Here is a 15,979-nt window from a genome sequence, read left to right as displayed (position 1 = left end):
AGATTCGATCAAGCGGGGTGTATTCAAAAGTCGTCAATGAAGACTTGTTGGATGCCCCCTTTTTTTGTAGGCTTAAAGAGATAATATTTTTATGTATACCGACTATTAACAAAGTGTGGCCGATCACCTTCGATATCGCCTGGAAAGCAAAAGCCTTCAAGAACCGGGTAGTGAACTGTAACCCCCTTTGTGGATAGCATTGAAAAAGTGACTATGATCTTAAGCAGCTAAGAGATGGCTTCTGAATTCATCAGAAGTCATCTTTTTTAATGTCCATTGATAGCCTTCTGAATTGTAATGGGCCATATAATCATTAACCTGTAGTCGCAGTTCTTTAAGAGATTGACAATCTTTGTAGTACCTAGCCTTGGCGATAAGGAGACGGGTTCTAGGGTGTGTATGGTGTGTCCCCCTGGTCGGAATGGAAGATGGCGTCTGGATGAATATTGCCGTCCAATCGTTTGAGTAAGCGAGCCATGGTCCGTTCAACCAATGTTAACTCCAAAGTTGAAGAGAGATAGTGCGCCAATATTTGCCTCGTAGCATCATCCTTCACACAAGAAAGATATGCCCATTGACCGCTACCATAGCGCATGCATGTGATGTCTGTAAGGAAGACCTTCTCTGGTTCTCCCTGATCAAACTTGCGCTCCAGAAGGTTAGGACATGTACGATGTTCTTGCGTCGCTTTAGCCATCTTGCGATAGGGATTGGCTTGACGGATCATAGCTGCCAACCCGAACTTGCGCATGATACGACGAATCTTTTTATGATTCATTACTATGCCATTCAATTTCTCCAGCCTCATTTTGATGACCAATGCGCCTGCTGTTCCGTTCAAGGCTTCAAAATGCCCCTTAATAAGCTGGAAGTCGTATGGATCGGCCGTCTCTCGTAGCCACGTGTTTTTTCAGCCCTGCACCAACGATAATAGCCGCTCGAACTAACATCAGCAATTCGACAAAGGTAACGTGTTAAACGTCGTAACGCATGCTTACGAACCGTTTGGTTAATGAGCTGAAAGCGCTCGGAAGGCGTCAACTCCTTACTGTCTCGCCTTTCGAGCGTTTCTAGCTTTTTTAAAAGCTCGTTCTCCGCTTCGAGGAGTTTAATCTGAGCATCTGCTTGTTTCAGCTTCTCTTCTGCTGAAGATTCACGTTTTGATCGTCCCTGTACTTCCTATACCTCTGCGCTCCGCTAGCAAACCAGCCTCATCGTACTTAGCATAGGTCTCTCTCCAACGGTATAGGCTCTCTGTAGGTGTCCTCTAACCGATGAATTCGATATTAAAGCCTGCTTTGGGAAAATTTCCTTGGGTGGCCCTCCCGCTTGGTTAGCTTGAACCGCTGCGAGCTTAAAAGCTGGAGCATACGAAATGTTTCTCCTCGATATGCGGCTTAGGTTCGGATTGGACTCCAACAGCCTGATCTCTACTTCAGTAAATCCTGTTCTGATTTTTCTCATGATGTTCATTCTCCGTGTTTTCTCGATAGTATGATTAAAACACAAAAACCCGTAAGAGGTCACTTTTTTCAAGTGTCCATCTTACGGGTTACAGTTCAGTAGTTGTATCATGTTCTTTTCATTTTCGGCAATATAACTAAAGTGGTCACCTTTAATTAAGTCTTTATAATAATAAACAAATTTATTATGTAACTTCCCCCACTAACTTCGAATTCTCTATTAACTCTTAATTACAATCAAGCCCTATTGTTATTATTGTTGACATATAATGATATATACAATAACATGAACTTCATATTACTCATTGACGACTTGCAAAAAAAGGGGGAGAACATATGTCTTATAGATGTATCCACTTGTTGGAGTCCCAGTATTTAAAACGAGCAAAACTATTGGCTGGCGAAAAGAAACTATATAATGCCATTAGATGGTCACATGTGGCAGAGTTATCCAAAAATCCAGGGGATGTAATTCCATGTCTTAGAAGTGGAGATTGCTTAATCATACTGGGAGAGATATTAAAAGAAAACCCAGAAGAGACACTGCTCTTTTTAATGCACAAAGCAATAGGACTAAATCTTAGCGCAGTTATTATTTATCAGAGTGATTACTTGCCACATGTTCCTATTAACGCAATTAATGCGGCCAAAGAAGGCGAATTGCCACTTATATATTTAGATAGCGAACAACCAGCCATAACAGACCTTGTCTCTGAAATTAGCTATCGAATTGTAAACAACGATGATAGAAGAATAAAGGGACAACACATTTTATTTGATATCATGACCAATGATATAAGAGATAAAAACGCTTTTATCGCAAGTGCAAGATTTCATAAATTCGAGTTATCACTCCCACATCAAGCCATTGTAATCTCATTGTCTATAACAAAACATCAAACAGACATGTCAGAATGGGTCAAAAGATCTTCTCAAGTGGTAGACTTTATCGAGAGTATTTGTAAAAAAACACTTAATCGCTACTTCGAAAAAGCTCTAATGGCCTCTCTATTGGACTCGTTTTTAATTCTAATTCCCAAGAACCAATTTGATCTTCCCATTAACAAAATCGCCAACATGATACTCAATGAACTTCAAGAATATAAAGATAAATCAAGTTTCAATATTGGGATTGGAAATATATACGAAGACCTCAATGACTTTCACCAGAGTATAGATGAAGCAAAGCAAGTCGCAAACGTCGCTTATAAGTTGGGAATTTCTAACAGGGTAATTGAAGTCAAAGATATGTTGATTCCTCTCTTTATTGTTTCTCAAATAAATAACCCTTTGCTTAATGAGTTAATTGAATTGAACATTAAACCTTTGTTAGAAATTGATCGAACAGAAAAAACGAATTTGTTTGAAACACTCAGCGTATATCTCGAATGTGATAAAAACATTAGCATAGCGGCAGAGAAACTGTTTATTCATCGAAATACCATGTCTAGCAGACTGCAAAAAATTGAGCAGATCATTAATAAGAACTTCCTTGACATCAATGATTGTTTCGAACTTCAACTGCTAACCATATTCTATAAACTCGCATTTTCGGACAGGCAATCAATCTAATCGATAACCCATATAATTTTAAGCTTATTCAGAATCGGAAAATCATTCTGTAATAAGCTTTTTTGTTGCAAAAAAATTCGAGCTGTGAAAGAAAAAATCAATAAGAATCAATCTATTTGTTAAGTTAAATAACATATTCATGTAATATTTGAGCACACGCTACAACATATATGTGCAGTTTAAACATTGTTTCGAGTTTTTCTAGAAGTTAATTTATAGATATGAAAAATAAAAAGAAAGGGAACGGTGTATATTTATGAATCAAAGCGAGATTATAAAAAAAAACAGGGATTATAGTTTATTCACATGGGCTGTCCAGAATAAGGTAACCGGAACACCAATGGTATCTGGTAACGGGCTATTTGTATATGATGCAGATGGAAATAAATATTATGATATGCGTGCCGATCAGGCTAGCTGCAATGTAGGAAAACAGCATCCAAAAGTAATTGCTGCCATGAAGGAACAGATCGATAAACTTACATGTGGCTCTCCTCAATACTCATCTATTCCTAAGGGTAATTTATCGGAAAAGTTAATTAGTAAGCTTCCTGATAATTTTGGAAAGATCTTTTATACTAACGCGGGTGCTGATGCTGTAGAAAATGCAGTTAAAATGGCGAAAATTTACACCGGTAGACAAAAGATTATCTCTCGTTATCGTTCATACCACGGTGCTACTGCTGGCGCTGCTTCGCTTACTGGTGATCAAAGACGATGGGCATCTGAGCCAGGTGTGCCTGGGGCTGTGAAAAGCCTTGCTCCTTACTGTTATCGTTGTCCATTCGGCAAAAAATCAGGATCTTGTAATTTGGAATGTGCTACTCACATTGAAGAGATTATGATGTATGAGAACCCATACAATATTGCAGCAGTAATTGTAGAAACCGTAATAGGTGCGAATGGTATGCTTCCTCCTCCTGATGGATATTTAAAAAAGCTAAGAGAGATATGTGACAAATTCAATATTTTACTTATCCTCGATGAAGTAATGGCTGGCTTTGGTCGAACAGGCAAGTTTTTCGCTTTTGAACATTATAGTATAAAACCAGATATGGTCGTCATGGCTAAAGGATTAACAAGTGGCTATATTCCTCTTGGAGCAGTGGCAGTAAGTACGGATATTTGTAACTATTTCGATGATAAATATTTACCAGCTGGTCTAACATATAGTGGTCACATTCTAGCTTGTGCGACGGCAGACGCTGTAATAGAGGTTATCGAAGAAGAACATATGGTAGAAAATGCAAAAAACATGGGTGAATACATTGATGAATGGCTCAAAACGCTTAGCCATAAACACCAGTGTATGGATGATGTGCGAGGTATTGGTTTAATGCGAGGTTTCGAGTTGGTTTACAGCAGAAAAACTCGCGAACCCATGTGTCCCTACTATGGAGGTGCAAGTCCTGTAGATGAACTGATTCGTTTTATGGAAGAGAATAGAATTTTATTTGGATATACCAAAAATATTGTACTAATTACACCTCCATTAATATGTACAAAAGAACAGATTGATGAAGTTATGTCTGTTTTGGACAATGGTTTATCTTTACTTGATAAATATGTGCACAAAGTTGATTGACAAGCACGTTCATTCATATTAGGGGGGGCATAATGCCATGAGTATTGCAGCATCATTAATTGAAGACTCTAAAACTTCTTCTAAAATAAGAAAAATAGTCGGGTTTGCTAGTGGTGGAATTTTTATTGATGGTTATATACTCATCATGATTGGTATTGCACTTGTTACCGCAGCGCCGGCACTGAGTATGAATGAAACTTGGATCGGTTTGGAGGCAATAGCCTCTTTGGTTGGTATGTTTTTTGGGGGATTAATAGGCGGCTATCTGTCTGATTTTGTCGGCCGAAAAAAAATGTATATCATAGATTTATTGATAATGCTTGTTAGTTCATTAGCAATATTTATAGTACAAAGCCCTTTTGAGTTTTTTATTACGAGGTTAATAATGGGCGTTGCGATAGGTGCAGATTATCCCATATCCATGGCATTAGTAACAGAATTCACTCCCAAAAAACATCGAGGTGTTTTAAATGGAGCAGTAATAACCATATGGAATGTTGGAGCAATTGTCGCTTCAGCCATTGGATTCTATATGTTATCATGGGGTCCTGATTCATGGAGATGGATGTTAGGAAGTTCAGCTGTTTTTTGCATAATCTTATTGATTGGTAGATGGGATACTCCTGAGTCCCCCCGTTGGCTTGCAAGTAAAGGGCGAGTCGATGAAGCCTTATTAATTGCAAAGAAGATATGGGGAGATAATGTTACAATTGAAGACCTGCAGGAAGATCAAAAAAATAAAACAAGTTTTGCCAAGCTATTTAAGAAGGAATATTTGGGAAGGCTTGTTTTCGTCATAACTCTGTGGTCCATTATTAACATACCACAGTATGCAATGTATAGTTTTGGGCCTCAAATTTTGCAAGCACTAGGATTGGCTGAAGGCAATCAATGGATTTGGGGATATGCTGCATTGACACTGTTCTTGCTCTTAGGCTGTTTTCCTGCACTACGATTAGTTGAAACTGTGGGTAGACGTCCTCTAGCTGTTTGGGGATATTTACTGTTAACGATACCTTTGCTTGTTTTAGGTTTTCTGCCGGAAGGAACGGGCATGATCGCCGTAATTTGTTTTGCTGTATACGCCCTCTTTAATGGGGGCCCAAATATTTTAACTGCAGTATATCCACTTGAACTATTTCCAACTGAAATCCGGGGGTCAGCTTTTGGCTTTGCAACTGCGATAACGCGTCTCTCGTCTGCCGTTGGAACTTATCTCGTCCCTGTTGCATTACTAAAAATAGGTGTCAATCAGACGATGATTTGGGCAGCAGTGTTATGTTTTATCGGTTTCTTGGTTGCATTAGTATGGGCTCCAGAAACAAAGAGAAAGACGCTACAAGAAACGAGTAGTCCAGGTAAAACCTTGAGATCCATTTAGAGCCCTTAAGCCAACAAAAAGATCAAGGAATTTTTCTCGATCTTTTTGTTGGCTTTGTTTACATAAACAAATAGTGCACAATATTATAGATCAGTTTTATTCCTGGCTTAAATATGCCCCAGAAGGTGGTACTGAAAATAAAATAAGAAGGAATGTAGTTAGTGATTTAGCATCAATACCAAAAATCAACTTTTCATTTAAGTATATTAAGGAAACAAAACAAACAATTCAAATATCAATGTACAGTGAAGAAAAAGCGATAGGTGTACCTAAAATTGATTGCCCAAATAACACAATAAAGAAAAGAAAGGGATTTCAGCAAACGGACCAAGTTCTTGTCCTACAAGTGACTATGTTCTTGTCCTCCGACACTTCTGGATGACTATAAAAGAAAATATGCAATAAATTATGAAGCTCTCCTTGAATAGTCTGATGCATATAATGCGTCCCCCAGCACTTCCCACCCTTTGCTTCGTTTGGAAGATAAGGGTTTTGGGTAAGCTCCATGTAAACAGCTGTTATAGGGAGGACGAGAGTTATGGAACACAATTCAAGAAGTTACGATAACCGGGGCGATCAGGAGTATGAGCAGTATAAAATTCTGGCAAGCCATGAACCTGAAAATGATATTCCAGCTGATGATCTGCTTCCGCATGATACAAGAATCACACAGAGCAAAAGTGCGTATTCCGAAGAGGGATCAGGCGACCTAGTGGATGCATCAGAGGACGCACCGCTTGAGGATGTGCCTGACGCTGATGCCATCCAGGAGAATACTCCGGTGGACCCGGCATCCCCGTCAGAGATTATTATGCACGGAACCGACCTGATTAACGGATATGATGGCGGAGAGGATGAGTAATCTTTAAATTCCCAAAATCTCACGCAGAATTAAATAACGCCCGCAGTTCTCAAAAACAGGAGCTGCGGGCGTTATTTCTTCGCTGCTATAAATTAGCCTAGGATCTCTTCAATCCGTTCCAGTGCCTCGCCCGGCAGAACGATGCCCGAAGCCTTCACATTCTCACCCACTTGTTCCGGCTTGCTGGCCCCTACCAGAGCGCTGGCCACATTCGGCTGGCGCAGAATCCAGGCCAGCGCCAGCTGGGTGAGGGAAATCCCCAGCTCAGACGCAACGCCGGCCAGCAGGTTCACCTTGGCAATCCGGTCCTCGGCCAGGCGAGTGCTGTCCCAGCCCAGCCTCGCCGCCCGGCTGTTCTCCGGGATCTCTCCGCTACTTGTGTATTTCCCGGTAAGCACGCCTTGAGCGAGCGGGGAATAGACAACCTGCCCAATCCCTTTGCGTTCACCCAGCGGAATAATCTCCTGTTCGATACCGCGTTCGAACATGTTGTAAAGCGGCTGGTTCACTACAATCCGGTCAAGCAGGTAGCGGTCTGCGACGCCAAGGGCGGCCTCCATCTGTGCCGCAGTCCACTGGCTGACACCAACATACAGTACTTTGCCCTGGCGTACCAGGTCATCCAGCGCCCGCAGCGTCTCCTCCAGCGGGGTCTCGGGATGATACCGGTGGCAGTAGTAGATATCTACATAATCAGCCCCCAGCCGCTTCAGGCTGGCATGGCATTGTTCGGTGATATGTTTGCGGGATAAGCCCTGATCATTAGGGCCATCGCCCATTTTGCCAAATACTTTGGTTGCAAGCACATACGACTCACGCGGATAATCCCTCAGAGTCTGGCCAAGCAGCTCTTCCGCTGCCCCTCGCTCATACACATTGGCCGTATCGAAGAAATTAACACCTTGATCATAAGCCGTACGGATAGATTGTACAGCCTTCTCTCGCTCGACATAACCGCCATAAGTCAGCCAGCTGCCCAAGCTGATCTCACTAACCTTGAGCCCGCTGCCTCCAAGTCTCCGATATTGCATGCCAGAAGCCTCCTTCAAATTGCTTAATTGTTGGATAAGTCTCCTATTATTGTACCTATGTCCTGGTCAAAAACAAAATGACCCGCAGCTAGCGGATCATTCCTGTATATTTGACCAAGACTTTACTGTTCACCTTAAACTTCAGCCGTTCGCTCATATCTGCCCATTCCTTAAATTCAGTACGGTTGTTCCAGTGGGTAGCCGCATAGCGCAGTCCCCAGCCATAGGGATCACTTCCGCTCTTGTGCACCTTCTCCAACGCCTTTTGAATCTTCTGATTTAGATCAGCTTCGGCCGCAGCACCCAGATCCCTAAGAAACTGCTCGGAGACGATGCTCTCTGTCTTGTTCTCTTCCAATTCTGCAACCAGCTTGATTTTATACTCGATATAAGGCTCTCCGTCTTTGGGCGTTTTAATTTTGTAGCTTGCTTTGGAGTGTTCCACATTATAGGCATAGCGAGATCCGTTGTAATTGACATTAAAATTTGTAAGTAAATTTTTGGTGGTCAGCAGGTTATAGAATCTTGTCTCCTCCGGATTCATTAGATATACGATCTTCTGTTTGTTGAACAGATAGGCGGTACTGATCTCGAATTCCTGCTCACTTTTGGCTTCAATTACCGGAAGAAGCGGGTCTAGACCGGTCTCATTAAACCGTCTATGAAGATTATAGAAAAAAATAGGCACGATGAATGGGGACTCGGTTCCATCTCTGCTGAGTGCCAGGAGCAAGGAATTAACGGGTATCCGTTCCGAGGCCGGCTGAACCCCAAGCACTTCCTTCGCTGAGGGCTTGCCCACAGCACAGTACATCATCATCTGAATATCCCTCCTGCGCATCGCCCAATCCAATGAATCGCGCAGGCTGGTCTTTGCATATTTCTCCCCAAATATCATGGCCTTGCAGTGCCCGAAATCAAGCTCCTTATCTACTCTCGACTTCATCTCCCGAACAGCCTCTGCGATGGTATCCGATTCCTGGGTTAGGATCTGGACTTTCTCATCCGCTTTCTTCGGATCACCTTGGGGGATGGCAATCTTAAGGGTTACTTTGATTTTATCTGGATGATCATCAGAGACGTCTAAACCTATCGCCATAACAAACAGCTTCAGGTCAATATCTTTAAACCTGCAGCCTTGCAGAGGGAGAAACAGAATAAGAGCGAGTATCATACAAGCTGCTTTCTTCATGTTTTCCTCCTCCTCCTCCTCTTTAACCAGTAGGTAAAGTAGACACTTAAGATCATAAACATTTCACCAACAAAACGAACATCAAGATACATAAGCCCCAGATGATCCAGTGTAAACTGTCCCATTTTCAGGCCCAACAAGGCCAATATGGAAAACGGAATAATAATCCACCATTCGATGCTCCGTTTCGGGGAGGTACGCTGTTTTTTTGAAACAAAAATGCCTTTGGTAAATTCAAGCGCCACGTGCCAGTGAACAATGGTGCTGACCAGTGAGAGCGTCAAATAAGTAAAATAAAACATAAACAGAACACGCTCAACGATAAAGGTCTTGGTCCTTAGAGCATCGGCGGTCGTAAACCAAGGATACACATGCCTTTCAATTCCTACTGTTCCCTGATAACCGATCGGAACCAGGAAGGATATAAGCAGGATTAGAAATCCCATTACGCCAATGAGCCAGAAGTGTCTAACCTTTAGATTTTTGAAAACACGGTTGAACAAGGCCAGATTAATATAACCCGAGAAAATAAAAGTGGCCTGGGCTATAGACTCGTAAGAAGGCATCGTCCATGAGTAGGTCACAATCTGCATGACCGCATCCCAGCTGAAATACGGATTCAAAAGGCCTTTCAGCAGGAAGTAGATGATCAGCGGAATGTTAAGTACAATCAGAACCTCCAGAGCATACATGATGGATTCTGAGGTTAATCGGATGGACAAACAGACCACAACCAGGAAGCCGATCATAATGATGTAGGAGGGAACGTCTGAGCTGATATACCGGAGTGAGACATCCACGAAAGATAACAGGGTGATCAGGCCTGCGGTGTACCAAAGCACAACATGTCCCAATAGCATCAAGCTTGAGATGATCCTCGGATAATTCTCATTCAGGATTTCAGGCAATCCCTTCTGAGGGAATTTGCTCATTCCTTTCACGAATAAATAAATAAACAGGGTGCCAATGAGTACGGCGATCAGAACGCTCATCATTGCCCCGCTGAACCGGTGGGAGATCAACCCCCTTGGGACAAAATTAATGATATTAATCAAGGCATTGATCAGGAACAAATAGTAGAAATACTTCGATTTAACCATCCGTTCTCTCCCCCTTGGAAGAGCTGCTCACCTTGGCTCTATCGACGGAAAACATTCTGAAATAAGGCTTTCCGAAGCTGCGGAGCCCTGTTAAATACATCACAACACCCACCATGCCTAGGACAACCCCAAGAAGACCGTAAATTGTACCCAGGAAGATAAATCCATACTTGAGGACCCGGATCGTAAAGCCCATCATATTTAGGGGAATGACAAAGTTGGATATCGCTACAGCGGAGACGAGAATGATCATAATATTACTGACCAGCCCCGCCTCGGTCGCAGCCGTTCCCAGAATCAGACCGCCTACCGTTGTTGCGGTTGGCCCGATAGCCTTGGGCAGACGTAAGCTTGCCTCGGTCAGAAACTCCATCATCAGCAGCATGAGAATAACTTCCATAAACGACGGATACGGCACGGTAGCCCGGCTCCCTGATACCAACAGCGCAATCTGCACCTTCCACACCTCGGTATTAAATGAAGTGAAAGCCACATAAAAGGCTGGCAGCGTTACGGTCATCATCAGACCGATATATCTTATGGTTTTGAGGAACCAGCCAACCGGAAGCACTTGGAGCTTATCATCCATTGCTGTAAAGAAGTCGTTAAAGATCGCCGGGAGTATCACGGCATACCCGGCCGTATCTACGAGCAGGACAATTTTCCCTTCCGAAATATTGAAGACAGCCCGGTCAGGCCTCTCCGTCACAATCGTCGTGGGGAACAAGCGGAACTTGTTGGCGGACAAATATTTGTCCAGTTCAGCCGAGGCCTGAAGAATGTCGATAGAGATTCCCTCCAGGCGTCTCTTCACTTCGGCTAACACATCCGGATCAATCCGGGTCTGATCATACATAATCGCCACACTGGTTTTGGACTTATTGCCGACAGTGGTTGTCTCTGCCTTCAAATCATGAGATTGATAGCGTCTGCGGATCAGATTCATATTCACTTCCAGGCTCTCGTTGAATGAATCTGAAGGCCCCTGTACAATAACCTCCGTCTGGGCATCCTGAACTGGTCCAGCCTCCACACGGACGGCTTCGAACAAATATATTTTGCCGCTATTAAAAACAATTCCCACACGCCCCTGCAGGATATAGTCCAGAATTTCCTTGATATCCTCGCTTGATGTTGTTCCGGGAAAAGAAGCAATATAGTTCTCATAAGACTGCTCGCTTTCTGTCTCGAAAAAGGGGGTGAGAATAAAACGGTTTAAAGTAGCGGAATCACACACGCTCTTCAAATAGATCAGCTTAACCTGATGCTCGGCGGTGCACAAGCTGCGTTGTTCCAAGTCTGAACTTTTGGACAGCTTCTCACTAAGACTCTCGAGGAGGCTGTCTGGCTTCTTCCTGCTGCTTGGCATGGACTATCGCTCCTTGTCCTGGGATTCCCACCCGCTCGTGGTTTCCCTATTTTGGCACAAAAAGCATAAAAACATGCAAAAAAGGAGCAGCCCTTCGGGCATGCCCCTCTTCCTATGCGCTTATTAAGCAAACCCGGTTTCTCCCCGATTCCTTGGCGGCATACAGCGCCTGATCCGCTTTTTCAAACAGCTCGTGAGCGTCTATATCCGGAAACACTGCCGCCCCTACCGAGACGGTAATCCTGAGAGTGCCTCCTCCTGGCAGGGCAAACACATGCCTCTCCACATTTCTGCGCAGCCTCTCCGCAGCAGGCTTGATTCTATCCCGGCCGCAGTGGTCCACGATCACAACGAACTCTTCCCCACCCTTGCGGGCGATGTGATCCTCTGGGCCAAACGTATCCCTCAGCACATGGGCCAGCTGCTGGAGGACAGCGTCACCCGCCACGTGACCATAGGTATCATTCACCCGTTTGAAGTGGTCGATGTCGACCACAAGCAGCGAGAAGACCTCCGAGGCTGCCCTGCTTGTCACAACTTTGGATTCAAAGAAAGTCTGGAAGGCACGTGAATTATACAGCCCCGTAAGAAAATCCCTGTGCGCCGCTTCCCGCATCATATCAAGCAGATCATCGGATCTTCTCAAATATCGGAGCAGATAGTAGGTGAACAGCCCCGCCATTCCGAAGACGAGACTGTAAGGCAGTACAATCCTCAACACATTCTCCTGAAGAGTTACATAGAAAATCGCCATCGTAGAGACCAGAGAAAGCCCCACCACCATAGCCCACTTGGATAAATGATTGTTCTTGCGCGGGAGCAGCGAGGCCGCAATTACGTAGGTCAGCACAGCATTTAGCGCTGCCAGAACGGAGGCTGAGCTTATCCCGTGCAGGAAATACAAACGGTATCCTGCAATGATCAGCGTGGTCCAGAATCCGGACACAGCCCCGCCCAGGTACACGGACACGATTATGGCAATCTGCCGAAAGTCAGCTATAACCAGCTTGTTTACAGAAAAGGTGAACTGCATTAACAGCAGCCCAAATAATCCAAGAACAATACCGCTGACGAAGTAATCGACCGCCCGGCTCACCTTCCCTTTCAGATACCGGCTCCTGGCCATATTCCCAAAGAACAAGAAGGAGGTAAGCAGTGTAAAGTTATTAATCAGTTTCTCAAACATAGGATCCCTCACAAGATGTTCATCCCGCAGGATGCATGATGAAATGTCAGTATATATTAAACAGGTAGGATATTCTATCAACCCCATAAGAATGAACCTAATCTTTATAGGATATCATATACAACTATGAAGAAGAAACTCTTCAGGAACGAATGTCCAGTCCTGAGCCAAGGTTTCTCTCAGTTGTACAAAGAGCTATAATAGACTCTGAGACACTATCATAAAGGAGATTTATTAACTATGTTAAAAGCCATCAAAACCCGGCCGCTCCTCATCATCATGATGTTGATGCTCATCTTCGTCCTCTCCGCCTGCGGAGCGAAGAAAGGCGCCGAAAATGCCAAAACACCGGATACGCCAGCAGCTCCATCGGAGAGTACCGGATCGCAAGCTCCATCAGGTAATGGCCAGGATGCAGCGACAGAATCGCTGGCCGATAAGATTGCCAATAAAGGCAGCAAGAATCCTGTTGTTACCATTGAGATGGAGGACGGCAAGATCATCAAGGCCGAGCTCTATCCTAAAGTCGCCCCCAATACAGTCAACAACTTTATTTCCCTCATCAAAAAGGGCTTCTATGACGGCACCAACTTCCACCGCGTCATCCCCGATTTTATGATTCAAGGTGGTGACCCGCAAGGGACTGGTGAAGGCGGTCCCGGATACAGCATTAAAGGTGAATTCAGTGAGAATGGATTCCAGAATGATCTGAAGCATACCCGCGGAGTTCTATCCATGGCCAGAACGAAAGCACCCGATAGTGCAGGTTCTCAGTTCTTTATTATGGTTGCCAAGGAGTATCCAAGCCTGGATGGCCTATACGCTTCCTTTGGCAAGGTGACTGAAGGCATGGACGTCGTAGACTCTATCGTGAATCAGCCGCGGGATGCCAACGACGCTCCTAAAACGAAGCAGATCATGAAGAAAGTGACCGTTGATACCTTCGGAGTCGACTACAAAGAACCAGAAACCATTAAATAAAGGTGCAGGCAGGCGGGATTCGTGAGATCCCACCTGCCTTTTTTTCTCTTACTTATCCGTCTATATATCGTTTATGATGGGGAGTAGAATCTGCCCCCGAGGAGGATTATTCATGCTGGCTTCACTTTCAAGCTTAACCCGTTACCGTCAAGGTGGTGGGGATATATCAGATTTGCCCGTCTGGATGGGCTATATCGTATCCGCTGAACAGACCGTCATTAATTTGGAACGCATTGACTCCCTGCAAGAACTTAAAGATGCCAATCCTGTTCTTGATTATGTGGAGAGAACCCTGCTTATTCTGGACAGCCTCCCTCTCTCCTTCTGGATTAAAGAAGTTGTGGAAGAAGTCCTCGTCTGGTCCGAGGTTGCGAAAGGCGGAACCCTCCGTCAGCGAAGAGACTGGCAGAGGCAAGGAATTAACCTGTTTGTACATAATATCGGCTCAGCCCAACTTTATCTTAAGCATCATAAGGAATCCGGTGACCGTGAACATATCATTCATACCTTAATCGCCACACACGGGCTGATAGGTCAACAGATCCGGGGAGAAGTACCTGCTGAGGAGAATCAGCCTTTGCAGGATTTAATTCATAGAGGACTTCTTACACCAGGGGAACTAACCCGCCTGCTGGCTGCTCTCAATCAGTGCATTATTGCCGGTGTGAGCTTTGACTTATGGACCTCGGTCCAGCAGGAAGTGCTCGATCTGATCAACCAAATCGCGGCGTCATCCCAGCTTCCCGAGAGTCCGCTTCAAGACAGGCTGCGCAAGCTGCGCTCGCTCCAGGTACAGAAGGGCGAACGATTTGATAATGAGCTTGCACTAGCTATGCAGCAGGTGGACCTTGAGAAGCTGCTTGCCCCGCTTAGACACCAGACTTTATGGTATGTGGAATCCGCCACTCAGGAATTCTCGCTGGACGACTTTCTCAAGATTCTAGTTCTGTCCGTTCACTGTGCCAATGCCCAGCCTGAACCTATTCGTCATATCAGCTTTGAGCGCCTGATGAACCATATGTATTATGACTACAAAGGCATCAAGAAAGTTAATGTTTACAAACAACGAATTATCGAAAAATATTTGTCCGGCCTAACCTGGGAAATGGTCCTAGATGGCAGAATGCCAGAGAGTCCGCACCTGACCCATACGGTAAATCCGCTCCAGGATCTCCCGGATACAATATTCTTCAATTTTGTGTTCTCGGCTGCAGCAGAGAAACTGATCGAGTTCTGCATTGAGGCTGAGAAGTCACCTCTTTACGAGAAAGCGGTGCTTATGCTGTTCGACCTGTTCGATTTGAGACGCGACGCTTATGATCGGTTTCATAATGAAGAAGAATATTTGTCGGACATGAATCAGACCTCGGACTACAAGAAGGTCATCCTAGATTATATTACCGGAGACCGTGTGCTTGATATCGGACCGGGCGGCGGCGTTATGCTCGACCTGATTGAGCAGGAGCTGCCCCAGGTTCAAGCGGTAGGGATTGACATCTCCACCAATGTGATTGAAGTCCTTGAGCGGAAGAAGGAACTGGAGGGACACACCTGGCAGGTGATGAAGGGGGATGCCCTGAACTTATCTGGCTATGTGGAACCCGGACAGGTGGACTCTATAATCTTCTCCTCCATCCTTCATGAACTGTACTCCTATATTGAATATGAAGGTCGCAGGTTCAACCACGCCACTATTGCCGCAGCACTTCAAAGCGCTTTTGAGGTTCTGCCCCTTGGGGGAAGAATCATTATCCGGGACGGCATCATGACCGAGCCGCTGGAGCTTATGCGGCGTATCCGTTTCCTCGAAGTGGATGGGCTGGAATGGCTGCAGAGATACCAGAAAGATTTCCGCGGACGCCAGATCCGGTTCGAGCTTATCGGTGACAGGGAAGTCCTTATGCCAGTCAATGACGCTATGGAGTTCCTGTATACCTATACATGGGGGGAAGAGGCCTATGTCCATGAGGTCCAGGAGCAATTCGGATATTTTACTCCTAGCGCCTATGCCGACTTCATCCGCTGCACTCTGGGAAGTCGTGCCCGCATCATAGAAAGCCGCCACTTTCTTCAAGAAGGCTACACCGAGGCTCTGCAAGGCCGGATCTTATTTATAGATGAACATGGCCAGCCAGCCTCTCTGCCAGACAGCACATGTCTCATTGTGATTGAGAAAAGTAAATAATTTGTAAAACAAGCTCATATTTTCCTTCTAAATTGTTACCGCAAGGTAACTGTACTGACACTCCATATACCA

Annotated in this window: 13 protein-coding genes; 6 read left to right on the top strand and 7 right to left on the bottom strand. The window is 44.7% G+C overall.

Features of this window, described 5'->3' with window-relative positions:
• Window positions 1-219: 219 nt before the first annotated feature.
• Window positions 220-489: an IS3 family transposase gene (locus BN6628_RS26785; protein ID WP_262363144.1), complete on the bottom strand. Its 270-nt coding sequence runs from the start codon at window positions 487-489 to the stop codon at window positions 220-222.
• Entirely contained in the window at window positions 389-841 is a 453-nt protein-coding gene (locus BN6628_RS26565; RefSeq protein ID WP_235847579.1) for an IS3 family transposase, read from the bottom strand. Before BN6628_RS26565 ends, BN6628_RS26785 begins: the two co-directional genes overlap by 101 nt.
• A gap of 958 nt (window positions 842-1,799) precedes the next feature.
• Between BN6628_RS26565 and BN6628_RS04840 the strand changes: the two genes are divergently transcribed.
• From BN6628_RS04840 to BN6628_RS04825, 4 genes are all read left to right on the top strand, one after another.
• Entirely contained in the window at window positions 1,800-3,035 is a 1,236-nt protein-coding gene (locus BN6628_RS04840; protein ID WP_068615053.1) for a helix-turn-helix domain-containing protein, read from the top strand.
• Window positions 3,036-3,291: 256 nt separating this feature from the next.
• The gene (locus BN6628_RS04835) at window positions 3,292-4,620 is read left to right on the top strand and encodes an aminotransferase class III-fold pyridoxal phosphate-dependent enzyme (RefSeq protein WP_068615049.1); all 1,329 of its coding nucleotides are present in this window, start codon (window positions 3,292-3,294) and stop codon (window positions 4,618-4,620) included.
• Between the two features lie 37 nt (window positions 4,621-4,657).
• The gene (locus BN6628_RS04830) at window positions 4,658-6,001 is read left to right on the top strand and encodes an MFS transporter (protein ID WP_068615046.1); all 1,344 of its coding nucleotides are present in this window, start codon (window positions 4,658-4,660) and stop codon (window positions 5,999-6,001) included.
• Window positions 6,002-6,539: 538 nt separating this feature from the next.
• Entirely contained in the window at window positions 6,540-6,863 is a 324-nt protein-coding gene (locus BN6628_RS04825) for a hypothetical protein (RefSeq protein WP_068615041.1), read from the top strand.
• A 92-nt stretch (window positions 6,864-6,955) separates the two neighbouring features.
• Here BN6628_RS04825 and BN6628_RS04820 read toward each other — a convergent pair whose 3' ends face one another.
• The 5 genes from BN6628_RS04820 to BN6628_RS04800 form a co-directional block, all read right to left on the bottom strand.
• Entirely contained in the window at window positions 6,956-7,894 is a 939-nt protein-coding gene (locus tag BN6628_RS04820; RefSeq protein WP_068615037.1) for an aldo/keto reductase family protein, read from the bottom strand.
• Between the two features lie 88 nt (window positions 7,895-7,982).
• A complete protein-coding gene (locus BN6628_RS04815; protein ID WP_082926798.1) occupies window positions 7,983-9,086 on the bottom strand; it encodes a Ger(x)C family spore germination protein in 1,104 nt (367 codons plus the stop codon).
• Complete coding sequence (locus BN6628_RS04810) at window positions 9,083-10,186, bottom strand: GerAB/ArcD/ProY family transporter (protein ID WP_068615034.1); 1,104 nt, start codon at window positions 10,184-10,186, stop codon at window positions 9,083-9,085. The genes BN6628_RS04815 and BN6628_RS04810 overlap by 4 nt, the downstream gene beginning before the upstream one ends.
• Entirely contained in the window at window positions 10,179-11,555 is a 1,377-nt protein-coding gene (locus BN6628_RS04805; RefSeq protein WP_068615030.1) for a spore germination protein, read from the bottom strand. Before BN6628_RS04805 ends, BN6628_RS04810 begins: the two co-directional genes overlap by 8 nt.
• Window positions 11,556-11,667: 112 nt before the next feature.
• Complete coding sequence (locus BN6628_RS04800) at window positions 11,668-12,741, bottom strand: GGDEF domain-containing protein (protein ID WP_068615028.1); 1,074 nt, start codon at window positions 12,739-12,741, stop codon at window positions 11,668-11,670.
• A gap of 240 nt (window positions 12,742-12,981) precedes the next feature.
• Between BN6628_RS04800 and BN6628_RS04795 the strand changes: the two genes are divergently transcribed.
• Together BN6628_RS04795 and BN6628_RS04790 are read left to right on the top strand one after the other, a co-directional pair.
• A complete protein-coding gene (locus tag BN6628_RS04795) occupies window positions 12,982-13,722 on the top strand; it encodes a peptidylprolyl isomerase (protein WP_082926796.1) in 741 nt (246 codons plus the stop codon).
• A 112-nt stretch (window positions 13,723-13,834) separates the two neighbouring features.
• Window positions 13,835-15,907: a class I SAM-dependent methyltransferase gene (locus BN6628_RS04790; RefSeq protein WP_068615023.1), complete on the top strand. Its 2,073-nt coding sequence runs from the start codon at window positions 13,835-13,837 to the stop codon at window positions 15,905-15,907.
• Window positions 15,908-15,979 lie beyond the last annotated feature (72 nt).

Origin of the sequence: Paenibacillus tuaregi (genome assembly GCF_900086655.1) — a bacterium.
Lineage (GTDB): Bacteria > Bacillota > Bacilli > Paenibacillales > Paenibacillaceae > Fontibacillus > Fontibacillus tuaregi.
Note: the sequence above shows the minus strand (reverse complement) of the source record. Positions and strands in the feature narration are given on the sequence as shown.